This is a genomic window from Bradyrhizobium sp. (assembly GCF_050014615.1).
GTDB lineage: Bacteria > Pseudomonadota > Alphaproteobacteria > Rhizobiales > Xanthobacteraceae > Bradyrhizobium.
The window spans coordinates 1-21,996 of sequence record NZ_JBEKCZ010000075.1 but is presented as its reverse complement, the minus strand read 5'-3'; the positions used below and the strand labels follow the sequence as shown (position 1 = coordinate 21,996).

21 protein-coding genes are annotated in these 21,996 nt (G+C 63.7%); 12 read left to right on the top strand and 9 right to left on the bottom strand.

Annotated features, from left to right (window positions below; translation table 11 throughout):
- The 6 genes from sdhD to ABR948_RS14070 all read left to right on the top strand — a co-directional run.
- Window positions 1–349: succinate dehydrogenase, hydrophobic membrane anchor protein (gene sdhD, locus ABR948_RS14095; protein ID WP_428118712.1), on the top strand; the 349-nt coding region annotated here is incomplete at its 5' end.
- 3 nt (window positions 350–352) lie between these two features.
- Window positions 353–2,197, top strand: coding sequence for a succinate dehydrogenase flavoprotein subunit (gene sdhA, locus ABR948_RS14090; protein WP_428118709.1), 1,845 nt, complete (start codon window positions 353–355; stop codon window positions 2,195–2,197).
- A 103-nt stretch (window positions 2,198–2,300) separates the two neighbouring features.
- On the top strand, window positions 2,301–3,083 hold the full coding sequence (locus ABR948_RS14085; protein ID WP_428118706.1) for a succinate dehydrogenase iron-sulfur subunit: 783 nt from the start codon (window positions 2,301–2,303) through the stop codon (window positions 3,081–3,083).
- Between the two features lie 151 nt (window positions 3,084–3,234).
- Entirely contained in the window at window positions 3,235–4,062 is an 828-nt protein-coding gene (locus ABR948_RS14080) for an FkbM family methyltransferase (protein WP_428118721.1), read from the top strand.
- Window positions 4,063–4,139: 77 nt separating this feature from the next.
- Window positions 4,140–4,391 carry a hypothetical protein gene (locus ABR948_RS14075; RefSeq protein ID WP_428118703.1) on the top strand — a complete coding sequence of 84 codons (252 nt, stop codon included), beginning with the start codon at window positions 4,140–4,142 and terminating at the stop codon, window positions 4,389–4,391.
- Between the two features lie 314 nt (window positions 4,392–4,705).
- The gene (locus ABR948_RS14070; protein ID WP_428118700.1) at window positions 4,706–6,337 is read left to right on the top strand and encodes an OmpA family protein; all 1,632 of its coding nucleotides are present in this window, start codon (window positions 4,706–4,708) and stop codon (window positions 6,335–6,337) included.
- A gap of 231 nt (window positions 6,338–6,568) precedes the next feature.
- Here ABR948_RS14070 and argG read toward each other — a convergent pair whose 3' ends face one another.
- The 6 genes from argG to ABR948_RS14040 all read right to left on the bottom strand — a co-directional run bounded on the left by argG (window position 6,569) and on the right by ABR948_RS14040 (window position 12,323).
- A complete protein-coding gene (argG, locus tag ABR948_RS14065) occupies window positions 6,569–7,906 on the bottom strand; it encodes an argininosuccinate synthase (protein WP_428118698.1) in 1,338 nt (445 codons plus the stop codon).
- Between the two features lie 186 nt (window positions 7,907–8,092).
- Window positions 8,093–8,848, bottom strand: coding sequence for a phosphatase PAP2 family protein (locus tag ABR948_RS14060; RefSeq protein WP_428118695.1), 756 nt, complete (start codon window positions 8,846–8,848; stop codon window positions 8,093–8,095).
- Between the two features lie 59 nt (window positions 8,849–8,907).
- Window positions 8,908–9,417: a hypothetical protein gene (locus ABR948_RS14055; RefSeq protein ID WP_428118693.1), complete on the bottom strand. Its 510-nt coding sequence runs from the start codon at window positions 9,415–9,417 to the stop codon at window positions 8,908–8,910.
- A gap of 4 nt (window positions 9,418–9,421) precedes the next feature.
- The gene (rlmN, locus tag ABR948_RS14050) at window positions 9,422–10,639 is read right to left on the bottom strand and encodes a dual-specificity RNA methyltransferase RlmN (protein ID WP_428118690.1); all 1,218 of its coding nucleotides are present in this window, start codon (window positions 10,637–10,639) and stop codon (window positions 9,422–9,424) included.
- Window positions 10,640–10,725: 86 nt separating this feature from the next.
- Complete coding sequence (locus tag ABR948_RS14045) at window positions 10,726–11,325, bottom strand: invasion associated locus B family protein (protein ID WP_428118718.1); 600 nt, start codon at window positions 11,323–11,325, stop codon at window positions 10,726–10,728.
- Window positions 11,326–11,477: 152 nt separating this feature from the next.
- Window positions 11,478–12,323, bottom strand: a complete 846-nt coding sequence (locus tag ABR948_RS14040) for an SDR family oxidoreductase (protein ID WP_428118688.1) — start codon at window positions 12,321–12,323, stop codon at window positions 11,478–11,480.
- A gap of 217 nt (window positions 12,324–12,540) precedes the next feature.
- Between ABR948_RS14040 and ABR948_RS14035 the strand changes: the two genes are divergently transcribed.
- Window positions 12,541–13,515: an NADPH:quinone oxidoreductase family protein gene (locus tag ABR948_RS14035; RefSeq protein ID WP_428118685.1), complete on the top strand. Its 975-nt coding sequence runs from the start codon at window positions 12,541–12,543 to the stop codon at window positions 13,513–13,515.
- Window positions 13,516–13,539: 24 nt separating this feature from the next.
- Here ABR948_RS14035 and ABR948_RS14030 read toward each other — a convergent pair whose 3' ends face one another.
- The gene (locus ABR948_RS14030) at window positions 13,540–13,914 is read right to left on the bottom strand and encodes a YkvA family protein (RefSeq protein ID WP_428118682.1); all 375 of its coding nucleotides are present in this window, start codon (window positions 13,912–13,914) and stop codon (window positions 13,540–13,542) included.
- A 119-nt stretch (window positions 13,915–14,033) separates the two neighbouring features.
- The gene (locus ABR948_RS14025; protein WP_428118680.1) at window positions 14,034–14,339 is read right to left on the bottom strand and encodes a 4a-hydroxytetrahydrobiopterin dehydratase; all 306 of its coding nucleotides are present in this window, start codon (window positions 14,337–14,339) and stop codon (window positions 14,034–14,036) included.
- Between the two features lie 301 nt (window positions 14,340–14,640).
- On the opposite strand from ABR948_RS14025, the gene ABR948_RS14020 reads away from it, so the two are divergent.
- Both ABR948_RS14020 and ABR948_RS14015 read left to right on the top strand, forming a co-directional pair.
- Window positions 14,641–15,990 carry a TAXI family TRAP transporter solute-binding subunit gene (locus ABR948_RS14020; protein ID WP_428118715.1) on the top strand — a complete coding sequence of 450 codons (1,350 nt, stop codon included), beginning with the start codon at window positions 14,641–14,643 and terminating at the stop codon, window positions 15,988–15,990.
- Window positions 15,991–16,096: 106 nt separating this feature from the next.
- Window positions 16,097–17,668 carry an alkaline phosphatase D family protein gene (locus ABR948_RS14015; protein ID WP_428118677.1) on the top strand — a complete coding sequence of 524 codons (1,572 nt, stop codon included), beginning with the start codon at window positions 16,097–16,099 and terminating at the stop codon, window positions 17,666–17,668.
- A gap of 29 nt (window positions 17,669–17,697) precedes the next feature.
- On the opposite strand, the gene ABR948_RS14010 is transcribed toward ABR948_RS14015, so the two are convergent.
- On the bottom strand, window positions 17,698–18,096 hold the full coding sequence (locus ABR948_RS14010) for a response regulator (protein WP_428118674.1): 399 nt from the start codon (window positions 18,094–18,096) through the stop codon (window positions 17,698–17,700).
- A 194-nt stretch (window positions 18,097–18,290) separates the two neighbouring features.
- On the opposite strand from ABR948_RS14010, the gene ABR948_RS14005 reads away from it, so the two are divergent.
- From ABR948_RS14005 to ABR948_RS13995, 3 genes are all read left to right on the top strand, one after another.
- Window positions 18,291–19,055 (top strand): Crp/Fnr family transcriptional regulator, encoded by a 765-nt coding sequence (locus tag ABR948_RS14005; protein ID WP_428118671.1) that lies wholly within the window; start codon window positions 18,291–18,293, stop codon window positions 19,053–19,055.
- A 241-nt stretch (window positions 19,056–19,296) separates the two neighbouring features.
- Window positions 19,297–21,120 (top strand): translational GTPase TypA, encoded by a 1,824-nt coding sequence (gene typA, locus ABR948_RS14000; RefSeq protein WP_428118668.1) that lies wholly within the window; start codon window positions 19,297–19,299, stop codon window positions 21,118–21,120.
- A 177-nt stretch (window positions 21,121–21,297) separates the two neighbouring features.
- Window positions 21,298–21,996, top strand: a 699-nt coding sequence (locus tag ABR948_RS13995; protein ID WP_428118665.1) for an FAD-dependent oxidoreductase, incomplete at its 3' end; no start/stop codon positions are given.

Here is a 21,996-nt window from a genome sequence, read left to right as displayed (position 1 = left end):
CAATCTCGGCGCCTCGCATTCGGGCACCTCGGACTTCTGGCGCCAGCGCGTGACTGCCGTGGCGATGGTGCTGCTGATCCTGCCCGTCATCATCGTGGTGATGATGCTGCTCGGCAGCAACCAGGCCGGCGCCAAGCTGGTGCTGGGCTCGCCGGTGGTCGCGATCATCATGCTGTTGTTCATCATCGCCAGCGCCTGGCACATGAAGATCGGCATGCAGGTGGTGATCGAGGATTATGTGCATGGCGAGAAGGTGAAACTCGCCGCCATCATGGCCAACAATTTCTTCTCGATCGCGGTGGCGCTGGCCTCGATCTACGCCATCCTCAAAATGTCATCTGGAGTTTAGCGCATGGCCGCTGATGGCAACGGCAAGGCTGCAAACGGCAGCGGTGGTCCCGCCACCAATGGCCACGCCTATCCGATTGAAGACCACACCTATGATGTCGTCGTCGTCGGCGCCGGCGGCGCCGGCCTGCGCGCGGTGGTCGGCTGCAGCGAGGCCGGGCTGCGCACCGCCTGCATAACCAAGGTGTTTCCGACCCGCTCGCACACCGTCGCGGCCCAGGGCGGCATCTCCGCCTCGCTCGGCAACATGCATCCGGACGACTGGCGCTGGCACATGTACGACACCGTCAAGGGGTCGGACTGGCTCGGCGACCAGGACGCCATCGAATATATGGTGCGCAACGCGCCCGAGGCGGTCTACGAACTCGAACATTGGGGCGTGCCGTTCTCGCGCACCGAAGACGGCAAGATCTATCAGCGGCCGTTCGGCGGCATGACGCTGGACTACGGCAAGGGCCAGGCGCAGCGCACCTGCGCCGCCGCCGACCGCACCGGCCATGCCATGCTGCACACCATGTATGGCCAGGCGCTGCGCCATTCAGCGGAATTCTACATCGAGTTCTTCGCCATCGACCTGATCATGGATGACCAGGGCGTGTGCCGTGGCGTGATCGCGCTGAAACTCGACGACGGCACGCTGCATCGCTTCCGCGCCCAGACCACTATTCTGGCGACCGGCGGCTATGGCCGGGCCTACGCCTCCTGCACCTCGGCCCACACCTGCACCGGTGACGGCGGCGCCATGGCGTTGCGCGCCGGGCTGCCGCTGCAGGACATGGAGTTCGTGCAGTTCCACCCCACCGGCATTTACGGTTCGGGCTGTCTCGTCACCGAAGGCGCGCGCGGCGAAGGCGGCTATCTCGTCAACTCCGAAGGCGAGCGCTTCATGGAGCGCTATGCGCCCTCCGCCAAGGACCTCGCCTCGCGCGACGTGGTCTCGCGCGCCATGACCATCGAAATCCGCGAAGGCCGTGGCGTCGGCAAGAAGAAGGATCACATCTTCCTGCACCTCGATCATCTCGATCCCAAGGTGCTGCACGAACGCCTGCCCGGCATTTCCGAATCGGCGAAGATCTTCGCCAATGTCGACGTAACGCGCGAGCCGATCCCGATCCTGCCGACGGTGCACTACAATATGGGCGGCATCCCCACCAATTATCACGCCGAGGTGCTGACCAAGAAAAACGGCGACGACAACGCCACGGTGCCCGGCCTGATGGCGCTGGGCGAAGCCGCCTGCGTTTCGGTGCATGGCGCCAACCGGCTCGGCTCCAATTCGCTGATCGATCTCGTGGTGTTCGGCCGCGCCGCGGCGTTGCGCTGCGCCGAAAAGCTGACCCCGAACGGCAAGCAGCCGGAACTGCCGGCCGGCTCGGCCGACAAGGCGCTCGGACGGCTTGATCGTTTTCGCTACGCCGCCGGCGGCACTTCGACCGCGAAACTGCGCGACAGCATGCAGCATGTGATGCAGAACAATTGCGCGGTGTTCCGTACCGGCGAGATTCTCACCGAAGGCCAGAACCTGATTCACAAGGTGCATGGCGGCATCGGCGACATCTCGGTCAGTGACCGCTCGCTGACCTGGAACTCGGACCTGGTCGAGACGCTCGAATTCGACAATCTGATCGTGCAGGCGGTGGTGACGATGGACTCGGCGGCGAATCGCACCGAGAGCCGCGGCGCCCATGCCCGCGAGGATTTTTCCGCGCGCGACGACAAGAACTGGATGAAGCACACGCTGGCGTGGATCGACGATGGCGGCAAGACGTCGATCGATTATCGCCCGGTGCACGACTACACCATGACCAATGACGTGCAATACATCCCGCCGAAGGCGCGGGTGTACTAACCACACCTCGTCATGCGCGGGCTTGACCCGCGCATCCATCTTTCTTCGATGGATTGCCGGGTCAAGCCCGGCAATGACGGATTGAAGCAAAAAGGCAAGCTCAATGGTTGAATTCGCACTGCCGAAGAATTCGAAGATCTCAGGCGGCAAGACCTGGCCGAAGCCGGCGACCGCCACCCAGACGCGCGAATTCAAGATCTATCGCTGGAACCCGGACGACGGCAAAAATCCCAGCGTCGATACTTATTTCATCGACACCCAGGATTGCGGCCCGATGGTGCTCGACGGCCTGATCTGGATCAAGAACCACATCGATCCGACGCTGACCTTTCGCCGTTCCTGCCGCGAAGGCGTCTGCGGCTCCTGCGCCATGAACATCGACGGCCAGAACACGCTGGCCTGCACCAAGTCGATGCACGACGTGAAGGATGGCGCGGTCAAGGTCAACCCGCTGCCGCATCAGCCGGTCGTGAAGGACCTGGTGCCCGACCTGACCAATTTCTACGCGCAATATGCCTCGATCGAACCGTGGCTGAAGACCACCACCCCGACGCCGCAGAAGGAATGGAAGCAGAGCCACGAGGACCGCGAAAAGCTCGACGGCCTCTATGAGTGTATCCTCTGCGCCTGCTGCTCGACCTCGTGCCCGAGCTATTGGTGGAACAGCGACCGCTTCCTGGGACCCGCCGCCCTGCTGCAGGCGACGCGATGGGTGAAGGATTCGCGCGACGAGGCCACCGGCGAGCGGCTCGACAATCTCGAGGATCCGTTCCGGCTCTATCGTTGCCACACCATCATGAACTGCGCCAAGGCCTGCCCGAAGAGCCTCAATCCGTCCGAGGCGATCGCCGAGCTCAAGCTGAAGATGGTCGAGCGGCAGGTTTGAGAGCAAAGCCGGTTCAGGAACCGGATCCGGGATCGGCATTCGGTCGTTGGAGCCGCCGGCATAAGTCGGCTATGTAGGCGCGGCATCCGCAAGCCTTGGTTCGAAGTCTCCGGCGAGAACATTCTTGGCAACACCCACTCTTTCCTCCGGCATCGCCGCGGCCAACGATCCGGCGCCGCCCGCTTTTGGCGCGTTCGCACCGACGCGCGCCCAAGCGGCCGTCATCGCGCTCGCACACCGCACGCGGCTGAAACGCGGCGCGTTCCGCCCGATGCTGTCGCGGCTGGTCAATCTGTTGCGCGCGGGTCCGGTCGACGTCCCCTACCAGGGTGCGTCATTTCGATTCTATCACCAGGCCAGCGCCACCGAACGCGGTGCGCTGTTCAATCCCGACTACAATCTTGAAGAGCTGGATTTCCTGCGGGCGCACACGCCCCTTGGCGGCGTGTTCGTCGACGTCGGCGCCAATGTCGGCACCTATGCCATGGTGCTGGCGCGTCATGTCGGCCCCGGCGGAAACGTGATCGCGATCGAGCCGCATCCCGTCACCCACGCGCGGCTGGCATTCAACCGCGCCGCGTCCGGCTTTACCCAGGTGGCGCTGGTGGCCGCGGCGGCCGGGCCGTCCGACGGCGAGTTGATGATCGAGACCGACGGCGACAATCTCGGCGCCAGCCACATCGTGTCAGGCGAACGGCAGGGCAATGCCATCAGGGTGCCGTCGCTGCGGCTGCAACGCATTCTCGGCGATGCCGGTGTCAGCCACGTCGATACGCTGAAGATCGACATCGAGGGCTATGAGGACCGTGTTCTGACCGGATTCTTCAAGCAGGCGTCGCCATCGCTGTGGCCGCGCGCGGTGGTGATCGAGCATCTGTCACGCGACGAATGGCTGGCGGACTGCATCGCCGACATGCGCGCGCGTGGCTATGCCGAGACCGGCAGGACCCGCAGCAACACCATGCTGGTGCGCGCTTAAGCGCAAGTTCCGCGGAACCTTGCGGTATCGATGCCGTTGGATCCGCGACACCAGATCGAAACTCCGGAAAGCGCGAAATGCCGATCGATCCGCAAGAGGATCCACCGATCAAGCCCGGACAACCGTCGGAGCCGCCGCAGGAGAGCCCGCCGGGAAACCCGCGGCCCGAGGTGCCGCCGCCGATGCAGGATCCCGGCGAACCGCCGACGCCGGAGGAGCTGCCGGGCTACATGCCTGACGAATTGCCGGTACGCGGACCGGAGGGACCGAGCATCCCCTCGCCTGCGACCGATATCGGAGGCGTTGGCATACCAGGCGCGGGGGCCTGATCCCGGCGCTGACAACGCCGATATGTCGCAGGGGGTGATATCAAACTACGGTTTGAAACGATCCCCTGAATGCGTAATGAACAAAGGCACATCGGGGCTTTGCGCCTTCAGAAATAAATACAAATCCACCTCTAAAGCCCGCCACAATCCGGCCTAACGCTTGTTCGTTGATCGCCAGACCTTGATGACAGCGTTGTTGCCAAGAACCTTGCCGCCAAGAACCTCGCCGCCAAGACTTCCCGCCGAAGACCTTCCTGCCAACACCTTCTCGCCAAAACCTTCCTGCCAAGAATTTTCCGGGGACAGAGACCATCATGACAAAACTTCGTTTGTTGCTGCTTGCCACCACCGCTCTGACGGCGATGCACTTTGCAGGTACGTCATCGCACGCGCAAACCACGCCGCAGGTCATGGCGCAGGCCAAAGAAGAGCTTGGTCCCGACGGAAAGCCCAGGCCCAAAGAAGCGCCCAAACAACCGCCGAAGGCAGCCCCCGCCCCACCACCGCGCCCGGCACCTCCCGCCGCTCCCCCGCCCCGGCCAGCGCCGCCACCGCCGCCGGCTGCCCCGCATCCCGCGCCGCCACCTCCTCCCGCCGCGGCGCCTGCGCCGCACCCGGCAGCGCCCGCCGCACCGCCGCCGCCACATGCTGCGCCGCCGGCTCCCCCCGCGGCAGCGCCTGCACCCAATGCGCCGAAACAACCGGCTGCGCCTGCCATGCAGCCTCAGGAGCGTGAGAGAGAGCGGGAAAGACTGGCGCCCGCGGGCCAACCGCCCGCAGGCGGAGGCGCGCCTGCGTCACCCCCGGCGCGCACGGGACCACCTCCGGCCAATCCGGCTCCGAATGCAGCACCGAGTGCAACTCCGGCCGCGCCGGGCGCCGCTGGACGCACTGCGCTGCCGCCGGGAGCCGCTCCGATGGTGCGCCATGCGCCGCCAACCGTCACCGCACCGCTGCCGGCCGCGCCTGCGCCCGCTGCGGCCTTGACCCCGATCGCGCCGGGTGCGGCAGCCCCGGGGCCGCGTCGCATGGAGGATTTCCGTGGCGCGCGGCAGGAAAGCGACCAGGGTGGCCGCAAGGTCTTCACCGAACCCGGCCGCGTCATCGTGGTCGATCCCTCCGGCCAGTCGTTCATCCGTCACAACGAAGAGGAGCGATTCCGCTTCGGCGCGCGCGATATCCAGACCCAGCAGGTCGGCAACGAAACCCGCACCATCGTGATTCGTCCCGACGGCTCGCAGATCATCACGATTACCGGCCGCGACGGCCAGTTGCTGCGCCGGATCAGGCGGGATCGGGATGGCCGCGAGATCATCATCATCGACGACAGCTTCCGCGATCCCAATGCAGCCGGCGGGTTCTATGTCGACCTGCCGCCGCCGGTGCTCCGGATTCCTTACGACCGCTACATCGTCGATGCCGAGGACGCTCCGCCCGACCTGATTTACGAAACCATGGAAGCCCCGCCGGTGGACCAGATCGCGCGGCGTTATTCGCTGGACGAAATCCGCTTCAGCCCGTCGGTGCGGATGTTGATGCCGAGCATCGATCTCAACACCATCACCTTCGAAACCGGATCGTGGGAGATTCCGCCCGATCAGGCCGCGAGGCTGCAGGTGATCGCGGATGGGCTCAACCGGGCCATCGCGCGCAACCCGCGCGAGGTGTTCCTGATCGAGGGCCACACCGACGCGGTCGGCAACAGCGTCGACAATCTTTCGCTATCGGACCGGCGCGCCGAATCCGCGGCCGAATTGCTGACGCAGCAATTCGGGGTGCCCGCGGAAAACCTGACCTCGCAGGGCTACGGCTCGCAATATCTGAAGGAGCAGACCGACGGACCGAGCCGCATCAACCGGCGCGTCACCATCCGCCGCATCACGCCGCTGCTTAATGGCGGCACGGCGTTGCCGCCGCCACCTCCGGGCATCGCGCCGCCGCGGTAAGGCATGGCCTTTCGCAAATGAAAATGGCCGGGAGAAATCCCGGCCATTTTTGTTTCTCACCCTGTCGTCCCGGCGAACGCCGGGACCCATACGCCGCGGCTTCTCGGCAGCGCGCTGTAGCAAACGCCTTTTTCTATCCATTAACGCCTGTGGTTATGGATCCCGGCTCGCGCTTCGCTTGGCCGGAACGACGTTGAGAGGTCTGCTCCCAGCCCCGGCTTCTTCTTGCGCTCAGTCCTTGTCGGTATCGAGTTTGAAGATGTGGGAGCTGTCCCCAATCGATAGCAGGCCCGTCTCGGCGTAGAGATTGAGCTTGGCGCGGGTATCGGTGATGTCGAGATTGCGCATGGTCAGCTGGCCGATACGGTCCGCCGGCGTGAACGCCGCGTCGTCCACCTTCTCCATGCTGAGCCGCTCCGGCTGATAGGTCAGATTGGGGCTCTCGGTGTTCAGGATGGAATAGTCGTTGCCGCGTCGCAGCTCGAGCGTGACCTCGCCGGTGACGGCGCGGGCCACCCAGCGCTGGGCGGTTTCGCGCAGCATCAGGGCCTGAGAATCGAACCACCGCCCCTGGTAGAGCAGCCGGCCAAGGCGCATGCCGCTGACTCGATACTGCTCGATGGTGTCTTCGTTGTGGATGCCGGTGATCAGGCGCTCATAGGCGATGTGCAGCAGCGCCATGCCGGGAGCTTCGTAAATGCCGCGGCTCTTGGCCTCGATGATCCGGTTCTCGATCTGGTCGCTCATGCCGAGGCCATGCCGGCCACCGATGGCGTTGGCCTCGAGCAATAGCGCGACCGGATCGGCGAAGGTCTGGCCGTTCAGCGCGACCGGCTGCCCCTCGACAAAACGCAACGCGACCGTTTCGGCCTTGACGGCACAGTCATCGCGCCAGAACGGCACGCCCATGATCGGCGTGACGATTTTGATGCCGCTGTCCAGGCGCTCGAGATCCTTGGCCTCGTGGGTCGCGCCGAGGATATTGCTGTCGGTCGAATACGCCTTCTCGGCGCTCATCTTGTAGTTGAAGCCATGGGCGGTCAGGAACGCCGACATTTCCGCACGGCCGCCCAGCTCGTCGATGAACTGCTGGTCGAGCCAGGGCTTGTAGATCTTCAGGCTCGGATTGGTCAGCAGGCCGTAGCGGTAGAACCGCTCGATATCGTTGCCTTTGTACGTGGAGCCGTCGCCCCAGATGTTGACGCCGTCCTCCTTCATCGCCGCGACCAGCATCGTGCCGGTCACCGCGCGGCCGAGCGGCGTGGTGTTGAAGTAGGTCACCCCGCCGGTAGAGATGTGGAAAGCGCCGGATTGGATCGCGGCGATACCTTCGTGGACCAATTGGCTGCGGCAATCCACCAGCCGGGCTTTTTCGGCGCCGAAGCCCAGCGCTTTGCGCGGAATCTCGTCGTAGTCCGCCTCGTCGGGTTGGCCGAGATTGGCGGTATAGGCGAACACGCGGGCACCTTTCTGCTTCATCCACAGCAGCGCGGCGCTGGTGTCGAGACCGCCCGAGAAAGCAATGCCGACTTTTTCCCCTTTGGGCAGGCCTTTCAGGATCGTACTCATCGAGGTTCCAATCGGTCGTAATGGCTGAGTTTGTTGCGAATTGAGTGCGCGAATATCAAATTTCGCGGCGATGGGCACGCGTTTAATAGAGCATGATCCGGAAAAGTGGGAACCGGTTTTCCGAAAAGATCATGCTCAAACAAGAAGATGGACGACAAGCATGATTCAACCCAGTTGAATCATGCTCTAGCGGATGGCGGAGTCGGGTTTCCCCGGCTTGCGGAAACGGTTGCCCAGTCGCGTCAGCACGGCATCGACACCCTCGTCCGTCAGCCGGGTCGACGGCCAGCGGTAGATGTAGCCATGCGCCAGCCAGATCACCAGAAACGTCACCAGCCCCGCGGCGGCGACGTCGGTCAGGAAATGGCCGCCGAACGCCATCCGCAATACGCTGGTCGTAACCCCGAGCATGGTCGCGGCGGCATAGGCCAGCGGCCGCCACGCTGGCGGTGCCAGCGCCGCGGGCGCATAAGTCCAGAATGCGGTGGCGCCCTCGCCGGAGAAGAACGAGCAGTTTCGCCCGCAGCTGCCGCGCGGGTCCCACCACGCCACGAATGGCTGCGTTCCATTGAATTGCGTGACCGTCACCGGACGCGGCCGGCCCCAATAGCTCTTGAAGGTGAGGTTAGTGAGAACGCCCGCGGAGAGAATGAGGGTGGTCAGCAGAAAGACGATCGCCCGACCTGACATCAGCAACGGCCGCTCCGGCCGCACCAGCTTCACGACCAATGCGACGATGGCCGGCAGCGCCAGGCCCCAGGCGATCCACATCGCGCCGTCGCGCGCGATCGCGGCCAGCGTGTTGAGCTTGAGCGGAAAGGATTTGGTCGCCGCATCGTAAAACAGACCGGCGAGCTTCAGATCGAGCTCGGGATAAATCCCGAACAGCAATCCGACGATGAGCGCCAGGGCCAGCGCGATGAAAAGTCCAGTCCGGTTCATGGCGCGGGGTTTAGCTGAGGGGGGCCACGATGAAAAGGCCGGGGCCGAGCGGCCGCGCCTTACGGTGATGGCGGCGAATCCGGCGGCATCGGTGAATGCGCCGGCAATGGCGGCGGCGGCCGCAGCGGACGCCGCGGTTCGCGCCATGCGCCGGCATTGCGGCCCGCGATCATCCAGTAGACCACGCCGGCGACGATCCCGGCGCCGGTCATGATTTCGAGATGACGCCGCACGATACCGTCGAAACGAAACGTCTCGGGATCGAACGGAATAAGACCGAGATAGCAGGCCAGACCGACGACGCCGCCTCCGACCGCATAGGTCAGCGCGCCGCGGATATAAAACGCCTCCGTGATCGCGACCACGATCATCGCCGGCAACAGCGCAAAGCCGCTGACGAAGATGAAGCCGAAACCGAACACGATGTTCAACGCGCCCTGATCAATCGGTCCGGTGCCGAGTTCGCTGAATTCGGGAAACAGCACCGCGCCAACCACGATCATCCCCGCCACCAGACAGGCAGCGAAAAACGCAAACAGAACCACGAAAAGCCGGCCGATCAGTGCCATCCGATCAATCCGTCATCGCCATGGCGCGCAGCGCCTGGCGCTCGCGCACCGACAATTTCTCGGTCTCCGATTTCAACTGGCCGCAGGCGGCGAGAATATCGCGGCCGCGCGGCGTGCGTACCGGCGACGAATAGCCGGCATTGAAAATATATTCCGAGAACTTTTCGATCTGATCCCAGTCCGAGCACTCGTAGCGCGTGCCTGGCCACGGATTGAACGGAATGAGATTGATTTTGGCCGGAATGCCCTTCAACAGCTTGACCAGCAGCTTGGCGTCGTCGAGCGAATCGTTGACGCCCTTGAGCATCACATATTCGAAGGTGATGCGCCGCGCATTGGAGGAGCCCGGATAATCGCGGCACGCCTGCAGCAATTCCGCGATCGGATATTTGCGGTTCAGCGGCACCAGCTCGTTGCGCAATTCATCGCGCACCGCATGCAGCGAGATCGCCAGCATGACGCCGATCTCATCACCGGTGCGGATGATGTTCGGCACCACGCCCGAGGTCGACAGCGTGATGCGGCGGCGGGAAATGCCGATGCCCTCATTGTCGGACACGATCAGCAGCGCATCGCGCACCGCGTCGAAATTATACAGTGGCTCGCCCATGCCCATCATCACCACATTGGTGACGAGACGGCTGCCGGTCGGGGTTTCGCGGTCGGCCCAGTCATTGAGGCGATCGCGCGCCACCATGACCTGGCCGACGATTTCGCCCGCGGTGAGATTACGCACCAGCCGCTGCGTGCCGGTGTGGCAGAACGAGCAATTCAGCGTGCAGCCGACCTGCGAGGAGACGCACAGCGTGCCGCGGTCGGTTTCCGGAATATAGACGCACTCGACCTCATGCGCCTTTTCGATCGTATCACCGCTCGGCAACCGCAACAGCCATTTGCGGGTGCCGTCGTTGGAAATCTGCTCCGCCACCACTTCGGGGCGCGCGACCGTAAAATGCTGCTCGAGTTCGCCGCGCATTTCCTTCGAAATGCTGGTCATGTCGGCAAACTGTTGCGCCCCGCGGACATAGATCCAGTGCCACAGCTGCTGCACGCGCATCTTGCGCTGCGCCGGCGCCACACCGATGGCACCGAGCTGATCGGCAATCTCGGCGCGCGACAATCCGACCAGCGACGGCTTGGCCGGCGGCACATAGGTTTCCAGCGCGATCTTTTCCAGGGGCACGCTGACGGCGGAGCCGGCTTCGATGGAAGGGTTGGTCATGATCTCATTCATGGCACTTCAAATAGGCCTTCCAGGGTCGGCTGGAAAGGCACCAAATACAGCCATTCTGGCGTGAAAAGAGCCCTTTAGCGCCTGCAATCCTGCGCCAGCCGGTCGAGCGCCTGGGCCAGGCCCTTCAGCGAGAAGGTGTCGGTGGTCTCGGTGCCCTTGGCCGACACGCCCTTGACCGTGACGTCGGCGGATTTGCGCATGGCATCGACCATTCGCTCTTCCTCGGCGGCGTTCTTGATCCAGAGGCCGTCGCCCTGGGTATACATCGCGTAGGACGCGCCGCCGACCTCGAGCGTCGATTCCGAGCCGGGTTTCAGCGTGTAGCCGATCATGATCGAGACTTCGTTGGCGACCTTTTCAGCCGGACGCGTGGAAACGAACGCGTAGGCGGGATCGCGCGGGCGATTCGGGGGATTGGTTTTCGACGACGAGGGTTTCGCCAGCGCGAAGCAAACCTTCTTGCCGTTCGGCGTCGCGGTATAGGCGCCCCAGGTGCCGAACTGGCCGATCAGCGTCGGCTCCGCGCCGCCTACCGCGGCAGCTTCCGGCTTTGCCGCGGCCGCCGCCGGCTTGGCTGCGCTTTTCGACGACGTGCTCTGCGCCTGCGCAAGGCTTGAACCCCCGCACACCAGCACAATCGTCACCAGCGCTGTCAGCCTTCGCCGCACGGACATCACCAAGTCTGGTTCCCTCATTATTGTGACTGGAAGATGGCCCGCTATCGCATCGTCACATCACCGATGGATAACCGGGAAATGCCTTTTTGGGAAGGCAGTTAGCGACCTCTGAACAGGAAGCTGGGCGACGCCGTCACGTGACGCGCCACTCACGTTCCGCCTTTCGGCCGCGCGGTCCGCTGCTTCTCCCACTGGGCATCGGTCCAGGCCAAGAGATCCTCGGCGCCGGAGCTGCGCAAATGCGCGCCGCCGTCCTGCACCACCATCTCGCCATTGATGTAGCCGGCGGAATCGGAAATCAGGAAACTCGCCAGATCGGCGAGCTCGCGATGTTCGCCGACACGGCCAAGCGGATTTCTCAAAGCCCAGCCTTCATCGCGACCCTCCGGCCGAAGCTGACCCGAGGCACCCGCGGTCGGAAACGCGCCAGGCGCAATCGCCACGGTGCGGATGCCCTTGGGGCCCCACTCCACCGCGAGGCTTTTGGTCATCGCGAGCACGGCCGATTTCGCCATCGCCGACGGCACTGTGAAAGCGCGGCCGGTAATGGTCGAGGTCGACAGGATGCTGAGCACTACGCCTCCGTGTCCGGCTTCGATCCAGCGCTTGCCGGCCGCGAGCGTGCAATACATCGTGCCATGTAAAGTGGGCGCCAGCACCGCGTCCGCGGCGCGAAACGACAGAAGCTCGGTCTGCGCGATGAAGGTCGCGGCGGCATTGTTGACAAGAATATCGAGCGGCGCATCGCGCCAGATCGCGTCCATCATGGCCTCGACGTCGGCACCGTCGCGAATGTCGCATCGGATCGCGGCCACCTTGCCGCCGGGATCATCGCGCATCCGGGCCGCCGTCGCCTCCAGCAATTCGAGCCGGCGGCCGCAGAGAACCAGGTCGGCGCCGAGCTCGACGAAACGGCGCCCCATCGCGGCCCCGAGCCCGGAACCACCGCCGGTGACCAATATCCGCTTTCCCTTGAGAAGGCCTTTTTCAAACATTGGTTTATTCCTGTCTCGTTGTGCAGCCGTCATTCCGGACCAGCGCGCAGCGCTGGATCCGGAATCCAGAGATTGTTGATCCTACCTCTCGAGATTCCGGGTTCGCGCTCGCGCGCGCCCCGGAATGACGGAGGCAGCCGAATCAGATTGTAGCCCGGCTTCAAATCCGGCATGAAGCTGACAAACTTGCTTCCGCGCCCAAAACCCAGGTGTCTCCATGAAAGCCATTCTCTGCTCGCAATATTGCGGACCCGACGATCTGGTGCTGGCCGATCTGCCCGACCCCGTGGCCGGGCCCAATGAGGCGGTGATCGCGATCAAATCCGCGGCGTTGAATTTCTTCGACCTGCTGATGATCCAGGGCAAATACCAGATCAAGCCGCCGTTTCCGTTTTCACCGGCGGCGGAAGTCGCAGGGATCATCGAGAGCCTCGGCGCAGGGGTCAGCGACCTGAAAGTCGGCGACCGTGTGGTGGCGTCGTGCGGCCATAACGGCGCGCGCGAGAAGATCGCGCTGCCGGCGAGTTCGATCGTTAAAATTCCCGACAATCTCGATTTCGATCGCGCCGCCGGAATTATCATCATCTACGGCACCGCGCTGCATGCACTGGAAGATCGCGCCAGTCCGAAACCCGGCGAGACCCTGGCGGTTCTCGGCGCCGCCGGCGGCACTGGTCTGGCGGCCTGCGAACTCGGCAAGTTGATGGGCCTGAAGGTGATCGCCTGTGCTTCATCCGACGAAAAACTTGAATTCGCGAAGGCGCACGGCGCCGAGCTCGGCCTGAACTACGCCACCGAAGACCTCAAGGAAGGCTTGCGGCGGCTCACCGGCGGCAAGGGCGCCGATATTATCTTCGATCCCGTCGGCGGCAGCTATGCCGAGGCCGCGCTGCGCTCGATCGCCTGGGAGGGCCGCTTCCTGGTGATCGGATTCGCTGCCGGCGAGATTCCGAAAATGCCGCTCAATCTGGCGCTGCTGAAGGGCTGCGATATCAGAGGCGTATTCTGGGGCGCGTGGGCGCGGCTCAATCCGGAGAAGAACCGCGCCAATCTCGAAAAGCTGGTGAAGTGGACCGCGGAAGGCAAGATCTCCTCGCATGTCGACCGCACCTTCCCGCTCGCGCAAACCGCCGATGCCCTCAAGGTGCTCGCGGGCCGCAAGGCGATGGGCAAGGTGATCCTGCATCCGTGATAGCTGTCTTCGCCCGGCTCGCGCTTAATCCTCCGGCTCGATGCCGCGCTTCAGCGCGGCACGGGCGGCATCGCGATGCTCCGGCTTGATGTGGGTCGCGACCATCCGGATCGCGGTGGCAAGCACCGCGGCATCGTCGGTGAAGCCGAGCACCGGCAGCATGTCCGGAATGAAATCGAACGGCAGGATGAAATAGGCGATGGCGCCGAGCAGCGCCGCCTGGACATGGCGCGGGGTCTCCTTGTCGAACGCGCAATAATAGGCGCTCAGCAAATCCTCGACGAAGGGCAGCCTGGCCGCGACCCGCTTCAGCTTGATCCAGAAGCGCCGGCGCACGCTTTCGCGGTCTTTCGCCAGCTCCTCGGCCGGCTCAAACCCCACGGTATGTTCTGTTGCCATCGCCCGTGCTCCCGGACCCCGCGCGGCCGGTTGCCGCAGCGGATCGCCTTAAAGCTGGGGATGTCGCGTCGGCCCCGCAAGATTGGCGGGATTAGCCAGATTAGATGCACTGAACCGGATCAGGCTACCCCGAACTGCCTGGCGATGGCGTTCATCGCCGTTGCCAATTCGATGTCCCGCGCGGTCACCCCGCCGGAATCATGGGTCGCCAGAACCACCTCCACCGTCTTGTAAACGTTGCGCCATTCCGGGTGATGGTCGTTCTTTTCAGCCACCAAGGCGGCGCGGGTCATGAACCCGAACGCCTCGTTGAAATCCCTGAAGACAAAGGTTCGGGCGATCGCCTCGCGGCCGGTTGTGTCGGTCCAGCCGGGCAAGGCGTTGAGCGCCGATTTTCGCGCTTCCGCCGACAGCCGTTGCGCCATGATGGCCTCCTGTTTCACCGGAACTACCCTAACACCGAACCCCATCATTAGGATCCTTGGGGATCCCCGTCACAATAAGGCGGCAAAACCGGTCCAAAATGACCGCTCCCGAGGGGGCGGCTGGTAACCATGACGCGGATGTAACCCCACGGCGGCAGGAAATTTGCTAGAATATTGGCTTAATTGCCTCGGCAAGACGACATTGGACCTCAAACGATTGTTTGCCAGATCGATGACCGACGGCCCCCTGCTTGCCGAGCAACCTTCGACGCCCTCGCCCCGCTCGGCGCAGCGACGAACCATGTTCATCACGCTGGCCGCTATCCTCGCCATCGTCGGCACGCTGGCGGGTGGTTATTACTTTGCGATGCGGCCGGTGATCCTGCGGATCGCGGTCGGCCCAGGCAACAGCGACGATCTGCGGGTGGTCCAGGCGCTGACCCAGGCCTTCACCCAGGCGCACAGTCATATCCGGTTGCACCCGATACAGACCGATGGCCCCGCCGCGAGCGCACAGCTGCTCGCCGACGGCAAGACCGATCTCGCCATCATCCGCGGCGATCTCGACGTGCCGAAAAATGCGCAAGCGGTGGCGACACTGCGCAAGAACGTCGCGGTGCTCTGGGTGCCTCCGCCCGCGAAGGGCAAGGGCAAAAAGGCCGGCCCGAAGATCACCAAGGTCGCGCAGTTGGCCGGACACCGCGTCGGTGTCGTCGGCCGCACCCCGGCCAACGTCAATTTGCTCAAGGTGATCCTGCAGCAATATGGCGTCGATCCAGGCAAGGTCGAGATCGTTCAGTTCCCGGCCAGCGACGCCGCCGAGGCGGTCCGCGGCCAGAAGGCGGATGCCTATCTCGCCGCCGGGCCGCTCAACAGCAAGATTACCGCGGATGCGATCGCGGCATCGACCCATGATGGCGGCGCGCCGACCTTCCTCGCGATCGATTCGGCCGAAGCGATCGCGCAAAATCACCCGGTATACGAGGCGTCCGAAATTCCCGCCGGCTCCTTCGGCGGCTCTCCCGACCGGCCGGACGACGAAGTGAAGACGATCAGCTTCTCGCACCACATCGTTGCGCGCAAAGATCTTTCGGACGTCACGGTCGCCGCCTTCACCCGGCAATTGTTCGCGATCCGGCAGGCGGTGATGTCGGAATTCCCGCTGGCTGCCAAGATCGAGACTCCGGATACCGACAAGGACGCCGCGATCCCGGTGCATCCGGGCGCCGCGGCCTTCGTCGATGGCGAGGAAAAGACCTTCCTCGACCGCTACAGCGATTACATCTGGTGGGGGCTGATGGGGCTGTCCGCGATGGGATCCGCCGGCGCGTGGTTCGCGGGCTATCTGAAAAAGGACGAGCGTCACAACAACTCATCGCTGCGCGAACGGCTGCTGGAGATGCTCGCGGCCGCGCGCCGCAGCGACTCCACCGAGGAACTCGACCATATGCAGGCCGAGGCGGACGACATCTTGCGCGATACGCTGCATTGCTTCGAGGCCGGCGCCATCGAGGAGGGGGCGTTGACCGCCTTCAACATCGCGCTGGGGCAATTCCACCACGCGGTGGCCGACCGCAAGGCGTTGCTGATGAGCATGCCGCAAAATCTGCAACGGGCGAGCGCCCAGTTCCGCGCGACCGGAACTTTGTAGACGGTTCCCCTCGGTCAAATCGCCTCGCCGCAATCGAACCGTCACATTATCATCCTAGGTCTGTCTGCAAGACTTTTCGCGCTGTGACGATCGATCGAGAGACCCCATGACGATCAAGATTCCACGCAAGATCTCCCGCCGGCGGTTTCTTTCCACCGCGGCGGCGACGGGCGCCGGCGCGTGGGGCACCATCGCGATGCCCTATCTCAGCCGTGCGGCCGACCGCCCGCAGGTGAGCCACGGCGTCCAATCCGGCGATGTCAGCGCCGACGGCGGCGTAATATGGGCGCGCGCGGACCGGCCCTCGCAGATGCTGGTCGAGGTAGCCACCACCGAATCGTTCGGCAATGCGCGGATTTTGCCGCCGGTCGCGGCGCTGCCCGAGAGCGACTTCACCGCCAAAATGCTGCTGGAGAATCTCCCCGCCGGACAGGATATTTTCTACCGCGTCCAATTCCGCGACCTGTCGCATACCGGCGTTTCCAGCGAACCGGTCGTCGGCCGCTTTCGCACCGCGCCGGCCGACCGGCGCGACGTCAGTTTCGTCTGGGGCGGCGATGTCGCCGGACAGGGCTGGGGCATCAATCCCGACGATGGCGGCATGCGCACCTTCGCCACCATGCGCAAGCACCGGCCGGATTTCCTGATCCATTCCGGCGACACCATCTATGCCGACAGCGTTTTTTCTTCGGAAGTAAAATTGCCGGACGGCAAGATCTGGAAGAACGTGATGATCCCGGAGAAGGCAAAAGTCGCCGAGACGCTCGACGAATTCCGCGCCGCGCATAAGTACAATTTCCTCGACGACAATGTGCGCGCCTTCAACGCCGAGGTGCCGATCTTCGTGCAGTGGGACGATCACGAAGTCACCAACAACTGGTCGGCGTCGAAACAGCTCCCCGCCGCCTACAAGGAGCGCAACATCGCGTTGCTCGCCGCCCGCGCCGGCCGCGCGTTCCACGAGATGTATCCGATGCGCGAGAGCATCGTTGAACCCGGCCGGGTCTATCGCACCCTCAACTATGGGCCGCATCTCGACGTCTTCATGCTGGACGAGCGCAGCTATCGCGGCCCCAACGGTCCGAACCTGCAGACCGCGTATGGTCCCGACAGCTACTTCATCGGCCCCGACCAGCTCGCCTGGCTGAAGCGCGCGCTGGTGAATTCACGCGCCACCTGGAAGGTGATCGCGTCCGATATGCCGCTGAGCCTGATCGTCTATGATGACGCCGCCAGCAAAAAGGGATCGGAAGCCTTCGCACAGGGCGACGGCCCGCCGCGCGGCCGCGAGCTTGAGATCGCCGACCTCTTGCGCTTCATGAAGAGCGCCGCCATCACCAACACCGTATGGCTGACGGCGGATGTGCATTACACCGCCGCGCATTATTACAATCCCGACAAGGCGCAATTTCAGGAATTCGAACCGTTCTGGGAATTCGTCTCCGGACCGTTGCATGCGGGAACGTTCGGGCCTGGCGATCTCGACAATACGTTCGGGCCGGAGGTCCGGTATTTCAAGGCGCCCGCTCCGGACCAGCAGAACGCGCCGCCCTCCGCCGGCATGCAGTTCTTCGGCCACGTCACGATCGAGGGTGCGTCGGGCCAGATGACCGTGACGTTGCGCGACCGCGCCGATGTGGCGCTGTGGTCGACCACGCTGGATCCGAAGCCGGGATAGCGTGCCCCGAACCACGCGCGCGCCGCTTGTCACGGCCCGGCGCTTTCGCCCGGTCGGCGTTTCAACAAGGATTCCAGCGCGTCGGTCGGACAGGGCTTGGGCAACCTCGGCCGTTGTGTGAATGGCGCCGGGAGTCTGACGTCGGCGCCGTATCCGGTGACGAAGGCGAACGGAATCCCGAGCTGCTCCAGCCGTTCCGCGACCGCAAAGCTCTTTTCGTGGAGCAGGCCGACATCGAGCAGCGCGAAGTCCGGCGCACGCTCAGCAATCATGTCGAGCGCCTTGGCGACGTTTCCGGCGGTCCGGACCGCCTTCGCCCCAAGACCAAGGATCGTGTCCTCGAAATCGAGCGCGATAAGAGGATCGTCCTCGACGATCAGGACGTCGTCGGGCAACGCGGGCGAACGGTCGGATGCGGTGGTGTCCATTTTCTCGCTGGCAAGAGCTATCAATATCAAAATCTTGGCCTGACCTGGAACCCGAACTGCCGTTGGCGCCTTACCCGGCCGGTTCCCATTGTGAAACCACCACGTCACGGCTTCCGCGTCTGTGCACTTGTGCACATAACTATCCAACAGAGTCCGATATTGTCGAAACCGCAGGGGACGAGGGACATTTTGGGATGACGGCACCCGGTGGAAGTGCTTCGGACGGTCTTGATCGCCCCTTCAACAACCTGTTGCGGCGGCTCAATGCCAGGGATTTTGCGCTGATCGCACCGCATCTCGCACGGGAACAGGCTGCGGCCGGCGACCTGCTTTATAATCCCGGCGACGACGTCGAAACCGTCCACTTTCCATGCGGGCCGACTTTGGCGTCGTATCTGGTTCCCAACGAGGATGGCCGCGATGTCGAGACCATCCTGGTCGGCCGCGAGGGCGCCGTCGGCGGCATCGTCAGCCTCGGTTATCTGCCGGCCTATACCCGCATCATGGTCAAGTTCGGCGGGCCGTTGGTGCGCCTGCATGTCGGGAAACTGGATGCAGCGAAGACCACGTCGGCCACGCTGCGCAACGTGTTTGCGCGCTATGCCGACTGCATGCTGGCCCAGATGTTCCAGTCGACCGCCTGCAATGCGATCCATTCGATCGAGCAGCGCACGGCGAAATGGATCATCTCGGCGATGGAACGCACCGACGGCGACAATGCAGTGCCGCTGACGCATGAGCAGCTGGCGACGCTATTGGGAGTCGGCCGCAGCTATGCCAGCCGGGTGATTCAGACCTTCAAGCTGGAAGGGGTGCTGGAAACCCGCCGCGGCTCGATCCTGGTCCGCGACCGCGAAGCGCTGCAAAAGCGGGCCTGCCTTTGTAACGAATCCGTCAAAAACCACTTCGAGGAAGTGCTGCGCGGGGTTTACCCCGCCGAATGCGGCCCCAGCCACTGACGGCAGGCCGGTTTGGCGTGAAAATCAGCTAACCAAATCGCAAACAACGCATTGTTTTTCGGCGATTTCTGACTATATTGCGCCGCAACGAGTAGGGTGTGCCCGGTCCTTTGGCCGGGCTTCCTTTTTGGGCGCCTGGCGCCCTCTCGCACTCCAGGTTTTTGAGCGTGATCCGGAAAAGTGGGTCCCGGTTTTCCGGCGAGATCGCGCTCCAGTCGTTGCCCGAGCCAGAAGAAGAGCTATGAACCTTCGCAACATCGCCATCATCGCCCACGTCGACCACGGCAAGACCACCCTCGTCGACAAATTGCTGCAGCAATCCGGCACCTATCGCGACAACCAGCGTCAGGTCGAGCGTGCCATGGACTCCAACGATCTGGAGCGCGAGCGCGGCATCACCATTCTCGCCAAGTGCACCTCGGTGCATTGGGAAGACACCCAGATCAACATCGTCGACACGCCGGGCCACGCCGATTTCGGCGGTGAGGTCGAGCGTATCCTGTCGATGGTCGACGGCGTCATCGTTCTGGTCGACGCCGCCGAAGGCCCGATGCCGCAGACCAAATTCGTGGTCGGCAAGGCGCTCAAGCTGGGCCTGAAGCCGATCGTCGCCATCAACAAGGTCGACCGCCCGGATGCCCGCGTCACCGAAGTCGTCAACGAGGTGTTCGACCTGTTCGCAGCACTCGACGCCACCGATGATCAGCTCGACTTTCCGATTCTGTATGGATCGGGCAAGAACGGCTGGATGGGAACGACGCCGGACGCTTCTCACGACGTCGGCATGAAGCCGCTGTTCGATCTCGTCATCAAGCATGTGGCGCCGCCGGTGGTCGAGGAAGGCCCGTTCCGGCTGCTCGGCACCATTCTCGAGGCCAACCCCTATCTCGGCCGCATCATCACCGGCCGCATTGCGTCCGGTTCGGTCAAACCGAACCAGGCAGTGAAGGTGCTGTCGCGCGACGGCAAGGTGGTCGAAACCGGCCGCATCACCAAGATCCTCGCTTTCCGTGGTCTCGAACGCCAGCCGGTCGAACTGGCCGAAGCCGGCGATATCGTCGCCATCGCGGGCCTGCCCAAGGGCACCGTCGCCGACACCTTCTGCGATCCGAGCGTCGATGTGCCGATCCAGGCCCAGCCGATCGATCCGCCGACGGTGTCGATGTCGTTCATCGTCAACAACTCGCCGCTCGCCGGCACCGAAGGTGACAAGGTCACCAGCCGCCTGATCCGCGACCGCCTGCTGCGCGAAGCCGAAGGCAACGTCGCATTGCGCGTGGTCGAGGCCGCCGACAGGGATTCCATGGAAGTGTCGGGCCGCGGCGAATTGCAGCTCGCGATCCTGATCGAGACCATGCGTCGCGAAGGTTTTGAGCTCAGCGTGTCGCGCCCGCGCGTGGTGTTGACCAAGGACGAGAACGGCCAGTTGCTGGAGCCGGTCGAGGAAGTCGTCATCGACGTCGATGAGGAATTCTCCGGCGTGGTCGTGCAGAAAATGAGCGAGCGCAAGGCCGAGATGATCGAGATGCGCCCGTCCGGCGGCAATCGGCTGCGGCTGGTGTTCTACGCGCCGACCCGCGGCCTGATCGGCTACCAGGGCGAGTTGATGACTGACACCAAGGGCACGGCGATCATGAACCGCCTGTTCCACAATTACCTGCCCTACAAGGGCGACATCCAGGGCCGCCGCAACGGCGTGCTGATCTCCAACGATCAGGGCGAGGCGGTGGCTTACGCGATGTTCAAGCTGGAAGATCGCGGTCCGATGATGATCGAGCCGGGCTGGAAGGTCTACAAGGGCATGATCGTCGGCGAGCATACCCGCGACAACGACCTCGAGATCAACATCCTCAAGGGCAAGCAGCTCACCAACATCCGCACCACCTCGAAGGATGAAGCGGTGCGGCTGACGCCGCCGATCCGCATGACGCTGGAAAAGGCGCTGGCCTATATCGAGGACGATGAACTGGTCGAGATCACGCCGAAGTCGATCCGCCTGCGCAAGCGTCACCTCGACGCCAACGAGCGCAAGCGCGCGGAAAAGTCCAAGGAAGCGGTGGCCTGATTTAACCTCGCCCCACACGACACTGTCATGCCCCGCGAAAGCGGGGCATCCAGTAATCGCTGCCGCGTGAGATAGAACCGAACCGGCGCGGCGTACTGGATCATCCGCTTTCGCGGATGATGACACCGCAAACCGGGCTGGCTTCAACCCCAAATGCCTACGTGCTAGAGCAAAAGCATGTCCCTCCCCTTCGCAGTCGATGTCGCCATCATCGGCGCCGGCGCCGCAGGCCTCGGCGCGGCGCATGCGCTGAAAAACTCCGGCCTCTCCATGATCGTGCTGGAAGCACGCGACCGCGTCGGCGGACGCGGTCACACCATCATGGCCGCCCCGGACATTGTGTTCGACCTCGGCTGCGGCTGGCTGCATTCGGCCGACAAGAATTCATTCGTTGCCATCGCCGAAGGCCTGAACTTCGAGGTCAACAAGGCGCTGCCGCCCTGGCGCGAGCGCGCCTATGGCAAGGCGTTTCCGCAACAAGAGCGCGACGAATTCATCCGCGCGATCGATGAATTCTACGCGCGCGCCGAGCACGCCGCTAAAGGCGGCCGCGATATGCCGGCCAATCTCTGTCTCGAGCCCGGCAACCGCTGGAACCCGATGATCGACGCGATCTCGACCTACATCAACGGCTGCGAACTCGATGCCGTCTCGATTCTCGACATGGACGCCTATGAGGACACCAACATCAACTGGCGCATCCGAAACGGCTACGGCGCGTTGATGGCGGCCTATGGCGCCACGCTTCCACTGGCGCTGAATTGCGAGGTCACGCTGATCGATCATTCCGGCAAGCGGCTGCGGATCGAGACCTCGCAGGGCACGCTGACCGCGGACAAGGTTGTGATCACCGTGCCGACCAACCTGATCGCCGAC